We start from the raw sequence: 19,895 nt of genomic DNA, 5'->3' as shown, positions 1-19,895 counted from the left end.
GACCCGGCGCGTCTTACCTGTTCAAAAACACGAGAAGCCTATAAGTCCGCGACCGTCTCCTTGAGCGTGCCGGAGATAAACTCCAGGTCTTCGCCGGTCAAAGACAGCGGCGGTGAGAGGGCGACGATGTTGTTGTAGCCGGCCACGGTGTCTCCGTTCTTGCCGGCTATGAGCCCGCGCTTTTTGCAGGCCGCTAGCAAGGCGGCGGTCTTCTCCTGGGAGGGGGCTCCGCTCTGTTTGTCCTCTACCATCTCTATGCCGAACAGGAGTCCCCGGTGGCGGAGGTCACCTACGTTTGGATGGTCCTTTATCTCCTCTAGCTCTTCGTAGAGCTTCTCGCCCATCTCCTTTGAACGTTTTGGCAGCTCTTCTTTTTCCATTACCTCGAGGTTCTTTACGGCCAGCGCGCAGGCCGCCGGGTTGCCGCCGAAGGTGTTTACGTGGCGGAGGTTGTCGTAGAGGCCGGTTCCGGCGAAAGCCTCGTAGATCTCACGCTTTACCGCCGTGGCCGACAGTGGGAGGTAGCCGCTCGTGATGCCCTTGGCCATCGTCACGATGTCCGGGGCGTTTTCTTTGTTGCCTGAACCTAGATAGTTCTGGAAGCCGAAGTTCTCGCCGGTTCGGCCGAAGCCGCAGATGACCTCGTCCGAGATGAGTAGCACCCCGGTCTCGTCGCAGATGCGCCTTACCTCGGCCATGTAGTCTTGCGGCGGGGTTATGACGCCGCCGCCGGTGATGATCGGCTCCATGATCACGGCCGCGACGGTCTCTGGCAGCTCGTAGAGGATCACGCGCTCGATCTGGCGGGCGTACCTCACGGCGCAATCCTTACCGCACTCGTTACCCGCCGCCCGGCCACCACAGTACTCGCAGCGGTAGGTGTCCGGTGGCTGTACGTGCAAGAATCCCGGCGCCAGGGGCTCGTAGCGGTACTTGCGCTGGGCCTGGCCGGTGGCCGCCAGAGAGCCGAAGCCGTTGCCGTGGTAGGCCCGGTACCGAGAGACGAACTTCCAGCGGTCCGTCTGTCCGTTCTGCTCGTGGTACTGACGGGCTATCTTGAACGCCGTCTCGTTTGCCTCGGAGCCCGAATTCGAGTAGAAGATTACGTATTCAGACTGCCCTGAAGGGTCCAGCCACCGGTTCAGCTTCTCTCCGAGCTCTACCGCCGGCTCGTGCGAGCCGGTGAGCGGGTAGTACGGCAGCTTCACGAGCTGATCGTAGGCTGCCTTTGCGAGCTCTTCCCTGCCGTAGCCGGCGTTCACGCACCACAGCCCGCTCATGCCGTCCAGATAGCGGTTTCCCGCCGTGTCGGTGACCCAGGCGCCCTGTCCGCTCTCTACCATCATCGGGGCCGGGGGACCATCTTCGGTGTGGCGGGCCATCGCGTGCCACACGTACCGCCGGTCCTTCTCCGCCAACTCCTGATTGTGTTGGTTGTGCTGGTTGTTATGCTGGCCGTGCTCCTGGGTGGTGGCCTCTTCGGTCTGCCGAGTATCCATCTGAATCCTCCTACCTCCGTTCAAGTTCCGTTCAAGTTCCGTTCAAGCGGGATCAGGTGATTTTAGGTGCATCCGGGTGACTTTAGATGATTCTAGGTAAGCTACCCGCTGACCTCGTTAGCCTCGTACCGACTATACTCCAGGCCGTGGGCCTCGGCCACGGGCTCCGAGACCAGCTCGCCTCCAAGAGTGGAGAGCCCCTTTGCGAGCACCGGGTCTGCCGCCGCCGCTCCCTCTATGCCACTCTCCGCCACCCTGGCCAGATACGGCAAGGTCGCGCTGGTTAGCGCCAGCGTGGAGGTCCTCGCCACCGCTCCCGGGATGTTCGCCACGCAGTAGTGGACCACGCCTTCCTCTATGTAGGTCGGCTCTGAGTGTGTGGTCGGGCGGGAGGTCTCTATGCACCCGCCCTGATCTATTGCGATGTCGGCCACCACACTTCCGGGCCTCATCGAGGCGACCATCTCTCTGGATACCAGCTTAGGGGCCTTGGCTCCGGCTACCAGCACGGCTCCTATTACCACGTCACTCTCGGCGACGTAGGCGGCGGTCCTGGCCCTGTTCGGGGTTACGAGGTCCACCCTGCCCTCGAAGATGTCAGAGAGGTAGGCGAGCCTCTTTGGGTTTATGTCCATTACCCTCACCACGGCCCGCATACCCACGGCTATCTTCGCCGCCTCCGTACCAGATACGCCCCCGCCTATGATCGTGACCCTTGCCGCCGGGGTGCCGGGCACCCCTCCGAGCAGGAGCCCCGCGCCTCCGGAGGTGTTCTCCAAAGAGTGGGCCGCGGCCTGGGTGGCCATTCTCCCGGCGACCTCGCTCATCGGGGTGAGTAGCGGCAGGGAGCCGTCATCTAGCTCTACAGTCTCGTAGGCTATTGAGGCTATCTTTCGCTGCATTAGAAACTCGGTGAGGCCCTTGTCCGCGGCCAGATGCAGGTAGGTGAAGAGCTCCTGGCCCTCCTTGAAGAGGTCGTACTCGGAAGGTACGGGCTCTTTGACCTTTACTATGAGGCCCGCCGCCTCGAAGACCTCTCCGGGGGTGGAGACTAGCTTGGCCCCGGCTTTTTCGTACTCGGAGTCGGAGAAGCCCGCCCCCACCCCGGCGCCTTCCTGGACCAGTACCTCGTGGCCCTGATGGACTAGCTCCGCGGCCCCGTCGGGCTGCAGCCCGACCCGCCGCTCGCTGTCCTTTACCTCCGACGGTATGCCTATGACCCTGGCCAAATCTCTCCTCCTATCGAATAGGGTACTACGACTCGTGAACCATTATCTCGTCTCACTACCGAACAAGGCCACTGAAGAGTGGCGCCCGGGCTGACAAGAGCCAGAGTGCCGGGATGTGACTCTGGCCGATTGTGTCCCCTCTACCGGAGAAAAACTCACACCCACCGCATGCGCTACGTCTACGGTGTCTTGTGCGTTATCGGCAAACACCTCCCGTAAGCACCCCTTCTAACCTTGCTGGTCCAACCTTGCTGGTCCAACCTTGCTGATCCGCGGATACTGCATAGCCCGGGCGAATCTCGCGGGCCGGGAGAGTCCAATGATACAGCTTCCCCCGGCCCGCGAATGAGCCCGCGGAGCCTCGTTTATCGAGGATCGTTGGTTCTGGTTTGCGCCTGCGACGACTGACCCTCTGCCAGCAGCGACCGCTCCTGGGCACCGCTGTGCACGGCCGCTCCTCCCGTCTCGCCGGCCGGCTGCGCCGCTCCGGGCTCTCCGTCCGTCTCGGGGGAGGACTCTTCCTCGCTGCGCAGGCCCCGCAGCAGGCTGAAGCACATAACGGCCAGGATGACCAGGAAGGGAAGCCCGGTGGTGGTGACCACGTTTGAGAGGGCGTCGAGGCCCCCCGCCAGCAGTAGCACGATGGCGATGGCGCCCAGAGAGACCGCCCAGAAGACACGTTGGCGGGTTAGCGAGTTCTCGCTATCGCCCGAGGTCAATGTGTCCAGGACCAACGAGGCCGAGTCGGCAGAGGTGACGAAGAATATGCAGATAACAGCGAGGGCCAGTATCGAGCTCAGGGTGGCCAGGGGCAGGGTCTCCAGCATGGCGAAGAGGGCGGCGCGTATCCCGCCCTCCGCGGTGACGACCTGCGTGAGGTTACCGTTACCACCGAGCACGGAGTTGAGCGCGGTCCCGCCAAACGTGCTGAACCAGAAGATCGTGAAGAGCAGCGGTGCGAATAGCACCCCCAGTACGAACTCCCGGATCGTACGTCCGTAGGAGATCCTCGCGATGAACATGCCCACGAACGGGGCCCAGGAGATCTGCCAGGCCCAGATGAAGACCGTCCAGCTACCCTGCCAACCGTCGTCGTTGTACGCCTGGTTCCAGAAGGAGAACTGGACGAAGTTCTGGAAATAGTAGCCGATGCTCTGGACGAAGTTCTGCAACAAGAAGACGGTGGGTCCGGCCACGATCACGAACGCCAAAAGCAGGATCGCCAGCGCCATGTTCGTCTGGCCGAGCCTGCTAATGCCGCGTTCGAGACCAAGGGCAACCGAGACCACCGCGACCGCCGTGATCCCGGCGATGATCAAGACCTGCAACAGGGTAGACTCGCTGATGCCCAGCGTCCGGCTGACGCCGATGTTGACCTGAGATCCCGCCAGGCCGAGCGTAACGGCCACGCCGAACACGGTACCCAGAACGGTGAAGATGTCTATTACGTGACCTATGGGGCCGTGGATCCTGTTACCGAAAATCGGATAGAAGGCCGAGCGCAGCCTCAGGGGCATCCCGCGCCGGTAGGCGAAATAGCCCAGAGACAGCCCCGCCAGCCCGAATACGCCCCAGGCGTGGAGCCCGTAGTGATACAGCGAGAAGTTAAGGGCGGCCTGAGCCTTGTCGGCGTTGTTGCCAATCTCCATCGGGTTGGCCGCGTAGTGGGATACCGGCCCCGCCACGCCGTAGAACATGAGCACGCTGCCGATCCCGGCGGTAAAGAGCATCGCGAACCAGGCATAGTTCCCGAACTGGGGCCGGGCTCCGTCGGGCCCGAGCCGCAGCTTCCCGTAGCGGCTAAAGCCCAGTATGAGCACGAAGAGCACTATCAAGGTCACCGTCAATATGTACAGCCAGCCGAGGTTCGCAGATAGCCACCCCGCGGTGGCACCGAAAACCGCGGTCATGGCCCCCGAAAAGAAGACCCCAAAAGCGACGAACAAGACGATAAAGAGCGCCGAAGTAAAGAACACCACCGGATTCGTCCTAAGACCCAAGGCACGTCCTACCTGCTCCATCATATCTGCGTTTCCTCCTTCCCCACCCCCGCATACCTATGCGCGTTTAGCGGGATCCCCACGGCACGTACGCACTTCCCCATACTTCCCCGCACTCTCCCGCGGCTATCTAAAAACTCTGAATACCCCGGCTCCGACACTTACCCGGACCCTAACCCTATCGGCTTTCCTGTACTCTCAAGCCGAAATCGGGCATACACACGGAAGTACACAGAAAGCTCGCCACTATACTAGCGTCCCGGTACGCTCAAAAAAGCAGAGCCCACGATCATACCGGCCCCGGAATTAGTAGATGAGCGTAGTAGATGAGCGCTCCTTTCCTCGCCACATACAGCTCGTGCAAAGTGTAAACTGTTGACAATATAGCGTCAAACTTAGAGTATTTTAGAGGATCGCCTTCACGGTGTCCGGTGAATAGGAGGAGTCTGTATGTCCGCTTGGCGCGAGCCATTTCTGAGGCTGAACTGGACCGATACCGAGACCAGGGCGAAGGGGTACGTCGTCGTGGATCGGCTCGTCGGCGGCATAGCGACCGGCGGTACCAGGATGCGGGCCGGGTGCACCCTCGGGGAGGTCGAGGACCTTGCGAGCGGCATGTCGTACAAGACCGGGGCGCTGAACCTGCCCGTGGGCGGGGCCAAGGGCGGCATAGACTTCGATCCGTTCGACCCGCAGGCGCGGGGCGTGCTCGAACGGTTCGTGCGGGCGGTGCGGCCGATCCTGGACGACTACTGGGTAACGGCGGAGGATCTCGGTATTCCGCAAGACCTTTTGGATGAGGTCTTCGACGAGGCTGGGCTCGGGATGTCGCTGCACGCCGCGCTCGTGCGGAGCGCGGATCCGGACCGCACGCTAACGCGGGTGCGGGAAGCCTTTGCCGTGGACGTCGAAGGCGTGCCGATGCCGGACATGATCGGCGGCTACGGGGTCGCCGAGGCCGTGGGCGCGGCGGCGGAGCGGCTCGGGCTCGTGCCCGGGGAGACCCGGGCCGTGGTCCAGGGCTTCGGCTCCATGGGAGGCTCCACCGCCCGATATCTCGCCCGGGGCGGCATCCGGGTGGTCGGAGCGGTTGACGCCAAAGGAGTTATCTTCAATCCTGGAGGCGTAGACGTGGAGAGGCTGCTCAAAGCCCGCAGCGCGTACGGCGAGATCGACCGCTCGGCGCTGGGCCCCGGAGACCGGGAGCTCCCCGTCGAGGAGTGGCTCTCGGTCGAGGCCGAGGTGCTCGTCCCGGCCGCGATCTCCTACGCCATAGACGCCGACAACTGCGAGAAGGTAAACGCCCGCCTCATAGCCGAGGCCGCAAACGTCCCCGTGACCGCCGACGCCGAGCAGCGCCTGCTCGAACGCGGCATTCCGGTAATACCGGACTTTATCGCGAACGCCGGAGCCGTGGGCTGGGCGTGGTGGACGCTCTTCGGGGACATAACCCCCGAGCCCATGGACGCCTTCGAGAAGCTGTCGGTAGAGATGCGGCGGGCGGTGGGCCAGATCTTGGAGGCCTGGGAGGCCGGGACAGACAGCCCGCGCGAGGCCGCCAGGGAGCTCTCCCAGCGCAACCTGGACGAGTTCGCCCGCCTCTACGGAGAGGCGAGCGCGACCCGCACCGTCCTCTAGGTACTTACTTATCTGTCCAGACGGCTGTAGCTCAGGCGTTCGCCCTCGACGCCGCGCTTCCAGAGGTCCTGGGAGGCGGCGGCGATGTCTTCGAGGCCTTCCTCTATCGTGGCGAAGACGTTGGCCGGCACGAAGCCGTAGTCGGGGTTCAAGAGCAGGTTGTTGCGCTCGTAGAACAGGGCGAGGTCCACGATCCGGTCCAGACCCGCGAGGTCGTCCGACTCGTCGTAGCCGTGCGAGCCCGTTATAAGCTGCCACGGCTCGAACGAGAAGTAGACCACGTCGCCGGGTATGGGCGTAATCGTGGGGTTCTCCCGGCCGGGCTCTGTCTCGGCGAAGCCGGGCACCAGACTGTAGATCTCGTTCCGCGCGTACTTGGCGTGGTACGCGTCACCGGTGAGCGGCAGCGCGTTCCACACCTCCTCGCAGGTGCGCGGAGCCTTGTCGTCCAGGAGCCGCGCCACGCAAGAGACGTCCCGCTTCTCCAGCCTGATCTGCATGTATCGTGCCAACTCTTCCTCCCTCTCTCGGTATTTCCGTATTCCGGCGTAGACGGAGGCTACGCCGCCAGCGGCGGCCGGCTACTCATCGGATGCGCCGCCTCGTAGGCGCGGGCGGCCCTCAGCACGAGCGCATCGGCGTGCCTGGCGCCCACGATCTGCAGGCCGACCGGCAGGCCTTCCGCGAAGCCGCACGGCACGGTGGCCGCCGGTTGCTGGGTCAGGTTGAACGGGTGTGAGAACGACGCCCAGCTCGTCCAGCGCCCGCCCGAGCCCCGAGAACCCGGCGTCTCCACCCCGGCCTCGAAGGCCGGTATGGGCATCGTGGGGGTCAGCAGGAGGTCGTATCGGCGGTGGAACTCGCCCATCAGGATGCCCAGCTCGCCGCGCTTTGCGACCGCCTCCAGATGCTCCACGGCCGAGTATCGCTCACCCTCCTCGACTATCTCCACGAGGCCGGGGTCCATGAGCGCGCGCGCCTCTCTACCGTAGGCTGCGAGCGCCTTCGCGGCGCCGGGGTACCAGTGAGCCTTGAAGCACTCCACCGGGTCGTCGAAGCCCGGGTCCTCGCGCACCACGGTCGCCCCCAGCTCCTCGAAGGCCCGGGCGGCCTGCTCTACAGCATCGCGCACCTCCGGGTGCAGCTCCGCGTAGCCGAGATCCGGACTAAACGCCACGCGCAGACCCTCCACACCGCCTTCGAGATGGTCGGCGAAGTCGTATCCGGCCGGCGGCAAGGTAAGCGGGTCCCGGTAATCCGGGGCTGAGATCACGTCCATCATCAACGCCGCGTCCTCTACCGTACTCGTCATCGGGCCGACGTTAGCGAGAGTGCCGAACGGGCTGATAGGCCAGGCCGGGACCCGGCCGAAGGTCGCCTTGAAGCCGAAGATGCCGCAAAAGGCCCCCGGTATGCGTACAGAGCCGCCGCCGTCGGTGCCGATAGCGATCCTCCCCATCCCGAGGCTTATCGCCGCCGCCGCGCCGCCGCTCGACCCGCCCGAGGTCCGGGTCGTATCCCACGGGTTCGTCGTCACGCCGGTAAGCGGGCTATCGGTGACCCCTTTCCAGCCATACTCCGGGGTGGTGGTCTTCCCGAGCAGGACGGCGCCGCCCTCCCGCAGACGGGCGGTCGAGGGAGCGTCTTCCTCCCACGCTTGATCGGGGTCCACCAGCCGCGAGCCGCGTAGCGTAGGCCAGCCGCGGGTCAGGACGAGATCCTTTATGGAGGCCGGCACCCCGTCCAGCTTCCCGAGCGGCCCGCCGTCCGAGTAACGCTTCTCCGACTCCCGGGCCGAGGCGAGCGCCGCCTCCTCGTCTACGAGGCAGAAGGCATTCACGCGGGGGTTGTGCTCTTCGATCTGATCCAGCGCCGCCCGCGTCGCCTCCACGGGGGATAGCTCCCGGTCCCGGTACAGCCGTCCAAGCTCCGCGGCCGTAAGAAATGCGGTTTCGGTCAACCCTTACCCTCCTGAGGCGCGCCCGTTCCGGCGTAGCCCCTCTGTTTGTCCACGACGTTCAGCAGCGGCTCCCCGCGGGTCCAACGTCCGAAGTTCTCCGCGAATAGCTCCCCGAGAGCGTCGAGCCAGCCCGTGAAGTCGCCGGACATGTGCGGCGATACGAACATCCCCTCAGCCTCCCACAGAGGGCTCTCCGGCGGCAACGGCTCGTTCTGGAACACGTCGAGCGCCGCACTGGAGATACCGCCCTCGCGCAGCGCCTCGAGCAGCGCGCCCTCCTCCACGATCGGACCCCGGCCGACGTTGATGAAGCGCGCCCCGGGCTTCATCCGACTAAACCTGCTCCGGTCGAACATGCCGCGCGTGCGCCCGGTGAGCGGGGCGGCGACCACGACATAGTCCGCCTCCGGCAGGGCCTCGTCCAGCCGCTCGTCGGAGAGCAAGCGATCGAAATCCTCGTCGCCCTCTCGTCCAGTTCGCGCCACCCCCTCTGTGTGCATGTCCAGGGCCTTCGCCAGACGCGCGACCTCGCGCCCGATCGGCCCCACCCCGACCACCAGGAGACGTTTGCCGGAGAGCGTCTCGGTCTCACGGTGGGCCCAACGCTTGCTCCGCTGCTGCTCCATGGTCTCCGCAAAGCCCTTGGCGAACATCAGCATCAGCCCGATCACGTACTCCCCTATCGGGCGGTCGAAGACGCCTCGGGAGTTGGTGAGGGTCACGCTGCTCTCCACCAGAGCCGGGAAAAGCACCGCGTCGACCCCCGCGCCGGCGACGTGGGCCCACTCCAGGCTGTCCGCCCGCTCCCAGGCTTGCTGTAGCTCGTCGGACCTGAAATCCCACACGAAGAGAGCCTCCGTACCCGGCAGCTCGCGCCTCAACTCCTCCACGTCTCCGGCGAAGCTTACCCGGGCATTCTCCATCACCGGCTCGATGCCCCGGGGCGGGTTTGAAGCCCCCGCACCGAGAACCAGGACCCTTGGCAGACGGCCGTCTCCCCTATCCTCCCCGGTCACGTTGGAAGTGCTCGCCTCCACGCTAACCTCCCTTCGTTACGCACCGTGCTCCCCCCTAACATCACCCTAAGGTAGGTCCCTATTGTATAATTGTAAACAGTTGACTCATTGGTCGGGAGGGTACCAATCCTCTGGAGCCGGGTAAACTGGTTCTTGCTCGGGTGATGCTTTACAGGAGGCATGGGGGCGAATGATGCACGGTTTAGAGGGTCTCGAGCCCGTTAGCCGGGAGACGGCGGCCGGAGCCATAGCCAGCCAGATCAGGGAGCGGGTAAAAGATGGGACGTTTTCGCCCGGCGAGCGGCTCGGTGAGTCGTCTCTCGCATCCCAGCTAGAGGTTAGCCGGGGTCCCGTGCGTGAGGCGCTGCAGAGGCTCGTACAGGAAGGCCTGCTCGTATACCGGCGCAACCGGGGCGTCTTCGTCGTCTCGCTCGACGAGGAAGATATAGTAGACGTGTATCTCGCCCGGAGGGCGATCGAGCGTGAGGCCGCGAAGGTAGTTATCCGCCGGGGTGAGGCCGAGCCTTTCGACCGGCTCGAAGAATGCGTGGAAGGTATGCTAGAGGCCGCGGAGAGCGGCGAATGGCCCAGAATCGCGGACTGCGACCTGTGCTTTCACGAGCACCTGGTGCGCGCTTCGCAGAGCAAACGTCTGCGAAAGATGTTCGACACCCTGCTCGTCGAGACGAGAATGTGCCTGTCGGCGCTCGAGTTCGCCTATCCGGTACATCAACGCCTCGCCACCGAGCACAGAAGCATACTCCAGTCCATGCGCCGGGGCGACGAAACAAAGGCCCTGGGGCTCCTCGAAGCCCACCTGCGGGACGCGATGAACGACCTCACTGGTAAGAGCGACCGCGAGCCATAGACGCTCCCGAGCCGGTTAAGGCCAGCCGGTTACAGCCAGAGCGGGGACGGCGGCGGCCGATGATATGCCTCCGCCAGCCCCGCGGCGCGCAGGGCGGCCCACATCGTTACCTGGTTCGCCGATAGCACGGGCTTGCCTAGCTCCTCCTCGACCCCTTCGAGTACGTCGAAGGTCCGGAGGTTCGTACAGGACAGAAAGATCGCGTCGGCCTCCGGGCCGTCGGCGGCGAGCGCGAGGGCGCGGACGCTCCGGCGGCTGACCCGGAATATGTTCCCGGTGAGGCCGAGAAAGGCGCTGGAGACGATCTCGTACCCGGCCTCCGCCAGAAAGCGTGAGAGCCTTTCGGTGACCGTGGCGTCATAGGGCGTGCCGACCGCGAGCCGCCGTACACCCAGAGCCTGGAGCGCCTCGAGAAGCGCGCCACTGGTCGTGAGCGCCCGCCGGGCGCCGGCCTCTCGCATGGCCTCCCTGATCCTGGCCTCGCCAACGAGACCGTCGACGAAGCTCCCGGAGGTGCAGGCGTAGACCGTAACGTCCGGACGTGCGGCCGCGAGGTCGCGCGTGGCTCTGGAAATCATGCCCAGGTCGCCCACTGCGGAGGCGAAATCCACGTTCATCGGCAGCTCGAGTGAGGGAGTACGCGTGAGATAAAGCGTGGTCGACTCCGGGACCCAACGCCAGTACTCGCGGTCGATCATGAGGTCGAACGGCACGATCAGGCCAATACCCGTCTGCCTCTCCTGGTCGAGTAGAGCCTGTCCGGTTAGGTCCACGTTGATCAAGTGCCTCCGCTCCCGGAAAACACGGGTATATGCTTACGAGCACCCCGGTATCGGCCGTCTCCGTCCCGCTCCTCTATTCTGGGACGGCAACCCCCCTGCTGCAAGCCTCCGCTAGAGAGAGGTATAGTGCCCCCTTAATACCCTTTAGGGCGTGGCTCACGGGCTCACGAGACGCGTAGCGGGACGGGGATTGTGGATGAATGAATCAAGGGCTACCAAGCTGGGATTTCTGTATCCCGGGCACGCCGCGGAGGACGACTACCCGCGGCTGGCCGAGAAGTTCGGCTCATCGGTGGAGGCCGCCGTGGTCCACACCTCCATCTGGAAAGACGCCCACACCGTGGAGGCGCTCTCGGAGATGGGCTCCATACCGCGGCTTTTGGAGGGCGCGAGAGAGATAGCAGACCTGCCCCCACGGGCCGTGGTGTGGAGCTCGACGAGCGCGAGCTTCGTGCTCGGACGAGACGGCGCGGAACATCAGGCCCGCCAGTTAGCGGAAGCTCTGGGAGTCCCGGCCTCCACGACGGCGTTGGCGTACATCGAGGCCGTGAGGGCCCTGAGGGTTACACGGGTCGCGGTCGCCGCCACCTACCCCGAGGATATAGCCGGCTTGTTTGCGGAGTTTCTCGGGACGGCCGGCATCGGGGTGCCGCGGATCGCCAGCAGAGGAATCATTACCGCCGCCGAGGTCGGGACGCTCGAAGAACGGGAGGTGCTGCGGCTCGCCTCAGAGAACGATCATCCAGAGGCCGAGGCGCTGTTGATCCCCGACACCGCATTGCACACCGCAGCCTGGATACAGAAGCTAGAGGAGACGGTCGGGAAGCCGGTGCTTACGGCCAACCAGGTTACCTTCTGGGAAGCACTCCGGCTAGCCGGTGCTCTCGAAACACGAAGTGGTCTCGGCAAGCTCTTTAGAGGATAGGCGCCGATGTATATCCGCTAATTGGCCCTGGAGGAGGTACGAAAATAGGATTATTAGGGACGTAAGTCTGCTCTAGAGATAGGTGTCTCCGAAGAGATAGGTGTCTCCGAAGAGCGGGCAGGCTTTACGACTTCATCGTTAAATATTCGTTACGGGCATGTCGGCTCCCCTCTGGCCGCTTACGTCCCGAGTCCACGAGCTTCCACCAGACCAACCTAACCCCATTCACCCCATTTGCGGCCTGCGTCCGTCGCCTGCATAGGATGATACAAAGTGAGCCCTACGCTGGCGCCGAAGCGGGCTTTTACACAGTCAAGTGGCGCTCTCACAGGCGGCCCGGTAGAGCGCCTTCAGTAGATCGATGAACGTTACTTTTTTGCCCAGGCCGAGAAGCTTGCAGGTTCTCTCACCCACCATGTCGTTGACGGAGGCAGGCGGCCTTGTCACACTCGGAGTCGATCACGCCGCCGAGGTTACGCGAGTTATTCGCGATAGCATCCACTAGCCCGCCCTCGGCGTGGGCCAGCAAGGTGGCGAGGTCCGGAGCCGGTGTCGGCCGTGACTTCTATAAACCTGCGGACGGCTTAGGCTCGGAGGCGGCTCTCTGGGACGACTCCGCGAAGCCAGCGTGGACCGGGGTTCGGCTATGTTCTCGCGAGCGCTTTGCCTACCCGCGGTGGCGCAGCAGCGCCACCTCCTCGGGCCGGGCTTCGTCGCCGGGGAGAGCCACGGTTATCCAGAGTGGCGGGGATAGACTCCGGGCTTCCCGGCTACCGGTCGGGTTTTGGCGAGGTCAGGGTTTTGGCAGATTCTTCTCCGCCTCCAGGGCCTCACGCATGATCTCCAGTCCGACAGACATTACGTTGGATATCGTTGCGTCGTGCCCCTTGAAGCCTCGTTTGCGGAAGTCCCGGCACAGATCCGTGAGCAGATCGTAGTGTTCCTCTGACAGGAGGATGGTTGACTTGTAACTACTCCGTTGTTCGGGGGACATCCGGGACACCTGCCGGAGCCTCGTGTCCAGCTCGTGCCCCTCGAGTACGATAGCCTGCCGGTCGTGCGCGTCACCCACCCGCAAGGCTCCACGGGCGACCCAACCGGAGGAAGCTTCAGGGGCGGAGTCTAAGGGCCCGCCGTCGCTTCCCGCTTCCTCGTCCTGGGGCCTGGGTCCAGTCCCAGGTTTGCCACTTCCAGGAGGCTGGGTTGCCGGTGACGTGAGGCTCGTGAGGTTCGTGAGGGTTTCTTCTCTCCCACCTTCCCCTCGGGCGCCGCTCTCCACAGACCCGTACGTCGGGCTAGAGACCGGGGTACGGGCGGCATCCCCGCGTCCGCTCGCCTGCTCCGACTCCCAGGGTTGCCCCTCGGTCGCCTCTTCGGGAGAGGTCTCTGCTTCTCCAGTCTCTTCCCGAGTGATACCTTTCTCTCCCCCGTCTTCGGGAGCTTCTGCCTCCGGAGGTTCGCGATCCACGACGGTCTCCTCTTCGGTGGATCGGGTTACCGTAGAGGTCTCCGGCTTCGCGGCCTCTTTGACACCGGACGCCTGCCGGCTCCGGCGGGAGCCGCGGGCACGCCGGGGCTGATCGTCCCCGGGGAGTAGGCCCGTGAAATCTAGCTCGTCCGCTTTCCGGGACTTATCTGACGGGTTATCCGACACGCTCGATCACCTCCTCGGCGAGGCTCATGTAATCCTGGGCGCCGTGGCTGGCTGGCGCATAGTCGAAGATAGAGTCACTGCTCCCCGGCACCTCCGCCAGGCGAACATTCTTGCGTATCTGTGTATTTAGTATGCTATCTCCGAAAACCGTGCTTACCCGCTCTATCACCTCTTTTGAGAGCCGTGTACGGCTCTCTACCCGGGTAAACAGCACCCCGAGGATGCGCAGCCCGGGGTTCAACCGGTCCCGGACCTTCTGGTAGAACTCCCCGAGGTCCTTCGTGGCGTACAGCGAGTATTTGTTGGTCTCCACGGGGATTATCAGGTAATCGGCCGCGTACATCGCATTCGTTTCGAGGGCGTCCAGCGCCGGGCGGCAGTCTATTAGCACAAAGTCATAGTCTTCCGCTACGGCCTCAAGAGCCTCGGCGAGAAAGGTATGATATCCCATCTCCTCCTTCAGCCTCGTATCCAATGCCGACATCGAAATGTGAGCCGGAGCGAGATGTACGTACCCCTTAACTTCGCCCTCCTCCTCTTGACCGCCGGCCTCGGACGCCACAGATGTCTCTGATTCCAACCCGCCCGGCGTAGCCTGATCGACAGCCCCCAGCCTCTCTGATGCCGGCTCGTGGAACTCCCCCCCGTTCTCATCTTCGGCAACACCATCCGCGCCTCCAAGGTCGAGTACGATCTCTCGGATGTTGTCCCCCGCCTCGATGACACCAAACAGCGAGAAGGCCGCCTCCTCTATCGAGACGTTAAGCCCCAGGGTCAGGGATGCCTGGGGATCGAGATCCACCAACAATACCCTTCTACCCTTCCGGGCCAACGCATGTCCCAAGTTGAGAACCGTAGTGGTCTTGCTCACCCCGCCCTTCTGGTTGGTAAGAGCTATCGTGATGGCCATAAGCCTCCTCCGCTATGTACAATCTAGCCGCCAAGCCACTTACAGAATAACAGATACACGTGAATACGTAATTACAGTAAAACGTACATATAATTTTACGGAATTATATATTCTGCGAGTCTTTTCCTCTAAACAGTAGTCGGTAGTAATTTACATAAAAATATAATTATGTTTTTATTATATTACGTTTACTTGTATATATGTGGCTATGTATTTCTGTAAAAGTTCGAAAGATCTCGGATTCGGGTATTTTCTACAGATGTTTCTACAGATGGGCAAACTTTTCTGTGATTACTTTTTTCTGTAATTATATTTTTCAGTAAGTTCAGTTGCTGCGCTTCGAGACCAGCTTGAATGCAGTCGAAGTGCGCGATCGGGAGCTGTTTCAAAAATTTCACCTTCAAACTAGCTAACGACAAATGTTTGCAGTGGCTTACATTTAGCTGGTACGAGACACAGACGAATTGTAAGGCGCAAATTAATAGGGAAGAGCTAGCACACATCACACCACATAAAAGTCCGAGCGAAATTGTGGACAGAATTAAATTAGGGTTCCAACTCCACTCGGAAACGTATGGCTCACATAAGAGGCTACACCAGTAGAAAAGAGTAGCCGCGTGTAAGTGGGGGACCTAGAGGTCAGTGGTAGTGGACGCTGGCGGTATCCCGCTAGGAGCTATAGCTGATGCGCAAGATCTGGTATGCAGGAAATGGGTGGAGCTGTCTGTTTGTAACAAGAGGTGATGCGGCTGGTGCTCCAAAGTCCATCCGGATAGAATAGATAATGCTTCATGGCACACAGGCAACTAGGGTGGGCAGATTTCAAAGCGATAGTGAAGTTTATGCAGGCCGCATATCCCGAGCTAGCCAGGACCGGCGGGGCGGTGATCAACTTCGGCTCCGGGACCGGCCTCTGGGCCCAGCCCACGCAGGCGGCATACGCAGCGACCAAGGAGGTCATCCGCGGCCTGAGCCGCTTCGTGGCGAACGAGGGGGACGCAGACGGGGCCCGGATCAACGTCGTCTGCCCGATAACGATGACCGGGGGTGTAAGAAACTGGCGGGAGTCCGCGTCACAGATGTACGAGCAGGCTCTCGGGGACATCCCCCTGGGACGTTTCGGAGACCCGGATACAGATGCCGCCCCGATAGTCACGTTTCTAGCCAGCGGAGACGCGAAGTACATGACCTGCCAGACCCTCATGACCGACAGGGGAGCCACCAAGCTCTGTTAGACGCCTCGGGCGGAGCCAGTGTAGCGACAGTAACGGAGTGAAAACCAACGGTATTCAAAAACTCAACAATTAGTGGCAAAGGGTTTGAGGAATCAGCTGGAGGAGTGCCTATGACTGTCCCAAGTCTCGCTCGACTTTCCCGGCAGTTACGTTTATCGTCGCTAGATACCTGTCACTCATAGTAACCGGAGATGGAATTGCGGTGAGGGCGCTGCGGGAGGGGCGGCTCGTGCTCGACGCTCTGGATCAAACCTCGGCCCACAGCTTCGGTGAATCCCAACTCGCTGGCATGCCGCGCGTGGCGCTCGGCCTGGTTCTGGCTTTGAACGCTACGGAAGTAGCAAGGGAGCTCGAGCGCGGCATCGAGCTCACCCAGACCGTAGTTAAGAACGAACATCGTGCACGCGCATGCCTCGCCTACGTACGCGCCGACTCGGCTGGCCTTGGGTGGGCGACTGGGCCGAGTCTCATTTCCTCTTCGAAGAAGCTCGCGCACTTGTAGAGGAGTGCCGGGGCTCCGGTGTCTGCCTACTCTCGATGCTGGACCGCACTGGATGCAAGCCGCGTTCGAGAATCCGGTGCGCCGTGCCGGGCCAGGGGTTGAATGAGATAGAGCGGGAAGTACCCGATCTTCTGGACCGCCATCTTCAGCGGCAAGAGGTGGCCGACTCTTTTGCTTGTCGGTGAACACGACTAAGAGACAGTTGTGCTCGATCCACCGCAAGCTCGACGTATCATCCGGGCGACCATAGAGCGCGCCCGCGAACTTCGTCTTTTGCCATAGTCAGCAGTTCTCGTTGTGCGATAAAGAGCATGGGCGACACTTTCCACTAGACGATGGGAAGATATATCCCGAAATTTCTATGGCGCAACCCGACACGGAGGCGGTGTTGATGAACGACCTCGAGCACATGCGCAATTCGGTGTTCTTCCACGGGCCGGACGTCCGCCACAGGCTGAGCAGGTTCTGGATCCTGATCACACTGTCGGCGATCATCGCCGCCGCCGGCGTCGTGGCCGACTCTGCCGCGACGGTGATCGGCGCCATGATCGTCGCGCCCTTGATGACCCCGGTTCTCGGCACGGTCCTCTCGGTCGTGCTCGCGGATCGGCTGAACCTGATCCGCTCGCTGCTCCTCGTCGCGGGCGGTGCCCTAGCAGCTATCGCCATCGGATGGCTGCTCGGTCTGATAGTAGTCAACGATGTCGCCGCCGCAACGAACTCCCAGGTCGCCGGGCGCGTCGCCCCGAGGCTTATAGACCTGCTCGCGGCGCTCGCCACCGGGGCCGTAGGGTCCGTGGCCCTGGTGCGGAGTGACGTGTCCGACACATTGCCGGGCGTGGCCATCGCCATCTCGCTCGTCCCTCCGCTGTCCGTGGCCGGTTTGACCCTCGAGTCGGGCGAGTTCGGACAATCCCTCGGGGCGCTCCTTTTGTTTCTGACGAACGTGGCCGCGATCCTCGGGAGCGGGACGGTGGTAATGGCGATCTACGGCGTCCAGCGGCTTATCGCGCCCGACGCGAACTCGGGGCAGAGAACAATCAACCGCCGCAACGCTATCCTCGTCATCGCCGCGATGATAGTAATCGTAAGCGTGCCTCTAACCACGAGCTCCATCTCCATTGCCCGCGACACCTCACGCGAGGCCAGGGCGCTGGAGGCGGCGGGCGCGTTTGGCAAGGAAGTCGGTTGGACGGCGGTCGAAGTAACAACCAGCGAAGACATGCTCGTCATCCAGATGGAGGGACCGTTGCCGGTTCCGGACACGGAGCCTCTGCAAGCCGAGCTAGAGAGCCGCGGCGTCGACCCATCCGGGGTGCGCGCCGAGCTAGAGCCTGCAAAGGTCGTCATCCTACAGCAAAGTTCATAGGGGTTGACCCAGATGGACGCGTGGACGAGTATGGACTACATGAGACCTTACTCCGAAGACCTGCGCACTAGGATTGTAGAGACCGTCCGCGCGGGTACCTCCAAGTCTGCCACGGCTCGCCTCTTTAGCGTCAGTCTCCCAACCGTCAAGCGCTACATGAGACTCGCCGACCGAGGGGACTCGCTCGAACCGAAAAAGGGCAGCGGCAGAGTACCGAAAACCAATGAGACTACCCGCAAGCTTTTAGAAGAGGACATCAAGGAGCGGTCGGCGGCAACCATAGCCGAGAGGCGCCTGTTCCTTGAGAAGGTTGCAGGCCAGTCTCTGAGTATCTCCACGGTCAAACGGCTTCTGAAGAGGCTTGGCTTCAGTCAAAAAAACGGACTGTGGGGGCGGTGGAACGAGATGAGTTCCAAAGGGCAGCCTGGAGAATGAGCGTAGCTGCAGAGATAGATCCCAAGAGGCTGGTGTTCGTGGATGAGATGGGGGCAAACATCTCCCTCTCGCCCTTGCGAGCCTGGTCTGTAGTAGGCCAGAGGGCTTCAAGGTCGAGAATGTTAGAGAGCTGATCGAGAATGCGGGCTGCGAGCTTTTATACTTGCCAGCCTACTCGCCGGACCTCAATCCCATAGAAGAAGCTTTCGCCAAGGTGAAAGGGATCTTGAGAAGGATAGAGGCCAGGACCAGAGGAGCCGTGGTTGAGGCTATGGGCACTGCTCTCGATGCGGTCACCGCCCAGGATGCCAGGGGTTTCTTTGAACATGCAGGATACCCAGCGCTGGGTCAACAATTGTGATCTATGTTGTAGACTGACCAGAGCCTTATCACGGTAGGGTAACGCGAGGGTAAGAAGGACAAGATTTTCAGGCTGGTGGTTACAGGAGTTGTCAGTCGTGAGACAATTTCCACATTATGCAAGATGCAGAGGCGCATCCACGAGGATCGTCATCGGCACAGCCTCCCAGACGGCACCATTTAGTGCTCGGAGGCGACTGTATGCGATCCGGGCCCGATTTCGGGAGCATGAGCCTGGAGAGAGGGGACGATAATACCATTTCGCAAAGTGAATTGAATCAACCTCGGCCTCACGACGGTCTCAAAAGGACCCCACGACTCCAGCTTCGAGATCATCTAGGTCGAGGAGGTCCCCAAAGACATTCCTGTTAGTAAACACGAGGGTAAACATGAGGAGGACGACGTATGAGCCAGTCGTGGGGGAGAGCGGTGTCACCGGCGCTCTCGAGAAGCTGGTGGGCGCTGGCCTTGAGAGGCGTCGCTGCCATCCTGTTCGGTCTCGTGACCATCATCTTGCCAAGTCTCACGCTAGCGGTGCTGGTAGTGATTTTCGGCGCCTACGCGGTGGTTGATGGGGCCTTTACCGTGGTAGCGGGGTTACGTTTGGTCAAGGGTAAGCGGCGGACTCTGCTCCTGGCAGAGGGACTGCTCGGGGTTTTAGTGGGCCTGCTGGCGCTCCTCTGGCCCGGACTCTCCGCAGTCTTTCTGCTCTACATCGTAGCCCTTTGGGCCATCTTCGGCGGAGCATTGCGGATAGCTACCGCCATTTTGCTCAGGAGCGAGATCGAGAAGATGTGGGCCATGATCTCCAGTGGTGCACTCCTGGTGCTGCTCGGTGTGATCCTCGGCATCCTGCCGGGTGTGGGGCTGCTATCGCTCGCATGGCTGATCGGCATCTTCGCGCTTGGTGCGGGCGTAACCCTCGTCTGGCTCGCCCTCAGAGTGCGGAGCCAGAACACGAGTCAGGGTGATTGAGTGGCTTGATCTTTCGCCGGGTGCTCACCAGGAGTCAAGATAGGAGGTCGGTGTGAGAACGACCGCTAGGCAACGTAGAGCGTGGCGAGATTGGGATCGAGGGAGATTGGCGCAGGCGGCCAGAGGCAGCGCGGCCCTCTGTTTCGGCCCGATAGACCTCCTCATGGTTACGACGGTTGCCTACTTACCGTTCGCCCTGCCGCTTCTGCTGCCGGGCACCGAGGTAGACCCACTGGATATCGCGCGCTCTCTCATACTCTTCGTGCTCCTGTCGCTCTGCACCGAACTCTATGCTCTGAAAAGCTCTAATGTCCACCTAATAGAAGCTTAATCTTCCGGAGCAAGCAGAGTCTTCCTCCAAAGACCATAATCCCCAACCCGACAATCCGTTGCCGTTTTTATGTTTTTACGTAATTCTGTACTGATGGAAGTGTATCGTTTGACACATTACCCACTGTCTCTCTGAGCGTAGAATTTTACTCCAAGATAGCGGTTAGATGGCACTTATAGAGTCACGTACCGGCCTGGCGACCATCTC

The 19,895-nt window shown here is 62.0% G+C and carries 19 protein-coding genes; 10 read left to right on the top strand and 9 right to left on the bottom strand.

Annotation, left to right across the window (positions count from 1 at the left end; translation table 11 throughout):
* Nucleotides 1–38 precede the first annotated feature (38 nt).
* The 3 genes from ABD53_RS10370 to ABD53_RS10360 form a co-directional block, all read right to left on the bottom strand.
* On the bottom strand, nt 39–1,499 hold the full coding sequence (locus ABD53_RS10370; RefSeq protein WP_084709512.1) for an aspartate aminotransferase family protein: 1,461 nt from the start codon (nt 1,497–1,499) through the stop codon (nt 39–41).
* Nucleotides 1,500–1,600: 101 nt separating this feature from the next.
* Nucleotides 1,601–2,728 carry an alanine dehydrogenase gene (ald, locus tag ABD53_RS10365; protein WP_047865704.1) on the bottom strand — a complete coding sequence of 376 codons (1,128 nt, stop codon included), beginning with the start codon at nt 2,726–2,728 and terminating at the stop codon, nt 1,601–1,603.
* 365 nt (nt 2,729–3,093) lie between these two features.
* Nucleotides 3,094–4,752: a BCCT family transporter gene (locus ABD53_RS10360; protein ID WP_053057937.1), complete on the bottom strand. Its 1,659-nt coding sequence runs from the start codon at nt 4,750–4,752 to the stop codon at nt 3,094–3,096.
* Between the two features lie 426 nt (nt 4,753–5,178).
* Here ABD53_RS10360 and ABD53_RS10355 point away from each other — a divergent pair, with 426 nt between their 5' ends.
* Complete coding sequence (locus ABD53_RS10355) at nt 5,179–6,366, top strand: Glu/Leu/Phe/Val dehydrogenase dimerization domain-containing protein (protein ID WP_047865703.1); 1,188 nt, start codon at nt 5,179–5,181, stop codon at nt 6,364–6,366.
* An 8-nt stretch (nt 6,367–6,374) separates the two neighbouring features.
* On the opposite strand, the gene ABD53_RS10350 is transcribed toward ABD53_RS10355, so the two are convergent.
* From ABD53_RS10350 to ABD53_RS10340, 3 genes are read right to left on the bottom strand one after another with little or no spacing between them, the layout of a single operon-like run.
* Nucleotides 6,375–6,878 (bottom strand): DUF3830 family protein, encoded by a 504-nt coding sequence (locus ABD53_RS10350; RefSeq protein WP_047865702.1) that lies wholly within the window; start codon nt 6,876–6,878, stop codon nt 6,375–6,377.
* Nucleotides 6,879–6,925: 47 nt separating this feature from the next.
* The gene (locus tag ABD53_RS10345; protein WP_047865701.1) at nt 6,926–8,326 is read right to left on the bottom strand and encodes an amidase; all 1,401 of its coding nucleotides are present in this window, start codon (nt 8,324–8,326) and stop codon (nt 6,926–6,928) included.
* The gene (locus ABD53_RS10340) at nt 8,323–9,249 is read right to left on the bottom strand and encodes a D-2-hydroxyacid dehydrogenase (protein ID WP_084709523.1); all 927 of its coding nucleotides are present in this window, start codon (nt 9,247–9,249) and stop codon (nt 8,323–8,325) included. The genes ABD53_RS10345 and ABD53_RS10340 overlap by 4 nt, the downstream gene beginning before the upstream one ends.
* Nucleotides 9,250–9,532: 283 nt before the next feature.
* Here ABD53_RS10340 and ABD53_RS10335 point away from each other — a divergent pair, with 283 nt between their 5' ends.
* On the top strand, nt 9,533–10,210 hold the full coding sequence (locus ABD53_RS10335) for a GntR family transcriptional regulator (protein WP_200900359.1): 678 nt from the start codon (nt 9,533–9,535) through the stop codon (nt 10,208–10,210).
* 29 nt (nt 10,211–10,239) lie between these two features.
* Here ABD53_RS10335 and ABD53_RS10330 read toward each other — a convergent pair whose 3' ends face one another.
* Entirely contained in the window at nt 10,240–10,983 is a 744-nt protein-coding gene (locus tag ABD53_RS10330; protein ID WP_235401533.1) for a maleate cis-trans isomerase family protein, read from the bottom strand.
* A 205-nt stretch (nt 10,984–11,188) separates the two neighbouring features.
* Here ABD53_RS10330 and ABD53_RS10325 point away from each other — a divergent pair, with 205 nt between their 5' ends.
* The gene (locus tag ABD53_RS10325; RefSeq protein WP_047865700.1) at nt 11,189–11,917 is read left to right on the top strand and encodes a maleate cis-trans isomerase family protein; all 729 of its coding nucleotides are present in this window, start codon (nt 11,189–11,191) and stop codon (nt 11,915–11,917) included.
* Between the two features lie 793 nt (nt 11,918–12,710).
* Here ABD53_RS10325 and ABD53_RS10320 read toward each other — a convergent pair.
* Together ABD53_RS10320 and ABD53_RS10310 are read right to left on the bottom strand one after the other, a co-directional pair.
* The gene (locus ABD53_RS10320) at nt 12,711–12,989 is read right to left on the bottom strand and encodes a hypothetical protein (RefSeq protein ID WP_047865699.1); all 279 of its coding nucleotides are present in this window, start codon (nt 12,987–12,989) and stop codon (nt 12,711–12,713) included.
* 571 nt (nt 12,990–13,560) lie between these two features.
* Nucleotides 13,561–14,481 (bottom strand): ParA family protein, encoded by a 921-nt coding sequence (locus ABD53_RS10310; RefSeq protein WP_047865697.1) that lies wholly within the window; start codon nt 14,479–14,481, stop codon nt 13,561–13,563.
* 791 nt (nt 14,482–15,272) lie between these two features.
* Between ABD53_RS10310 and ABD53_RS10305 the strand changes: the two genes are divergently transcribed.
* The 7 genes from ABD53_RS10305 (at nt 15,273) to ABD53_RS10280 (ending at nt 19,688) form a co-directional block, all read left to right on the top strand.
* Nucleotides 15,273–15,716, top strand: a complete 444-nt coding sequence (locus ABD53_RS10305; RefSeq protein ID WP_084709511.1) for an SDR family NAD(P)-dependent oxidoreductase — start codon at nt 15,273–15,275, stop codon at nt 15,714–15,716.
* A gap of 202 nt (nt 15,717–15,918) precedes the next feature.
* Nucleotides 15,919–16,218, top strand: coding sequence for a hypothetical protein (locus ABD53_RS10300; protein WP_047865696.1), 300 nt, complete (start codon nt 15,919–15,921; stop codon nt 16,216–16,218).
* A 391-nt stretch (nt 16,219–16,609) separates the two neighbouring features.
* Nucleotides 16,610–17,587 (top strand): DUF389 domain-containing protein, encoded by a 978-nt coding sequence (locus ABD53_RS10295; RefSeq protein WP_152670733.1) that lies wholly within the window; start codon nt 16,610–16,612, stop codon nt 17,585–17,587.
* Between the two features lie 12 nt (nt 17,588–17,599).
* Nucleotides 17,600–18,022: a helix-turn-helix domain-containing protein gene (locus ABD53_RS10290; RefSeq protein ID WP_152670725.1), complete on the top strand. Its 423-nt coding sequence runs from the start codon at nt 17,600–17,602 to the stop codon at nt 18,020–18,022.
* Between the two features lie 82 nt (nt 18,023–18,104).
* Complete coding sequence (locus ABD53_RS18010; protein ID WP_084709510.1) at nt 18,105–18,383, top strand: transposase; 279 nt, start codon at nt 18,105–18,107, stop codon at nt 18,381–18,383.
* A 404-nt stretch (nt 18,384–18,787) separates the two neighbouring features.
* On the top strand, nt 18,788–19,357 hold the full coding sequence (locus ABD53_RS10285; RefSeq protein ID WP_047865694.1) for an HdeD family acid-resistance protein: 570 nt from the start codon (nt 18,788–18,790) through the stop codon (nt 19,355–19,357).
* 106 nt (nt 19,358–19,463) lie between these two features.
* Nucleotides 19,464–19,688 carry a hypothetical protein gene (locus ABD53_RS10280; protein WP_047865693.1) on the top strand — a complete coding sequence of 75 codons (225 nt, stop codon included), beginning with the start codon at nt 19,464–19,466 and terminating at the stop codon, nt 19,686–19,688.
* The last annotated feature ends 207 nt before the right edge of the window (nt 19,689–19,895 follow it).

Source organism: Rubrobacter aplysinae (genome assembly GCF_001029505.1).
Taxonomy (GTDB): Bacteria; Actinomycetota; Rubrobacteria; order Rubrobacterales; family Rubrobacteraceae; genus Rubrobacter_A; species Rubrobacter_A aplysinae.
This window is presented reverse-complemented; position numbering and strand designations above follow the sequence as displayed.

Bases quoted from the DNA above. Each gene is read 5' to 3' on its own strand.
- ABD53_RS10370 (WP_084709512.1), bottom strand. From the start codon at position 1,499: ATGGATACTCGGCAGACCGAAGAGGCCACCACCCAGGAGCACGGCCAG.
- ABD53_RS10360 (WP_053057937.1), bottom strand. From the start codon at position 4,752: ATGATGGAGCAGGTAGGACGTGCCTTGGGTCTTAGGACGAATCCGGTG.
- ABD53_RS10355 (WP_047865703.1), top strand. From the start codon at position 5,179: ATGTCCGCTTGGCGCGAGCCATTTCTGAGGCTGAACTGGACCGATACC.
- ABD53_RS10340 (WP_084709523.1), bottom strand. From the start codon at position 9,249: ATGGAGAATGCCCGGGTAAGCTTCGCCGGAGACGTGGAGGAGTTGAGG.
- ABD53_RS10335 (WP_200900359.1), top strand. From the start codon at position 9,533: ATGATGCACGGTTTAGAGGGTCTCGAGCCCGTTAGCCGGGAGACGGCG.
- ABD53_RS10325 (WP_047865700.1), top strand. From the start codon at position 11,189: ATGAATGAATCAAGGGCTACCAAGCTGGGATTTCTGTATCCCGGGCAC.
- ABD53_RS10310 (WP_047865697.1), bottom strand. From the start codon at position 14,481: ATGGCCATCACGATAGCTCTTACCAACCAGAAGGGCGGGGTGAGCAAG.
- ABD53_RS10305 (WP_084709511.1), top strand. From the start codon at position 15,273: ATGGCACACAGGCAACTAGGGTGGGCAGATTTCAAAGCGATAGTGAAG.
- ABD53_RS10295 (WP_152670733.1), top strand. From the start codon at position 16,610: ATGAACGACCTCGAGCACATGCGCAATTCGGTGTTCTTCCACGGGCCG.
- ABD53_RS10290 (WP_152670725.1), top strand. From the start codon at position 17,600: ATGGACGCGTGGACGAGTATGGACTACATGAGACCTTACTCCGAAGAC.
- ABD53_RS10285 (WP_047865694.1), top strand. From the start codon at position 18,788: ATGAGCCAGTCGTGGGGGAGAGCGGTGTCACCGGCGCTCTCGAGAAGC.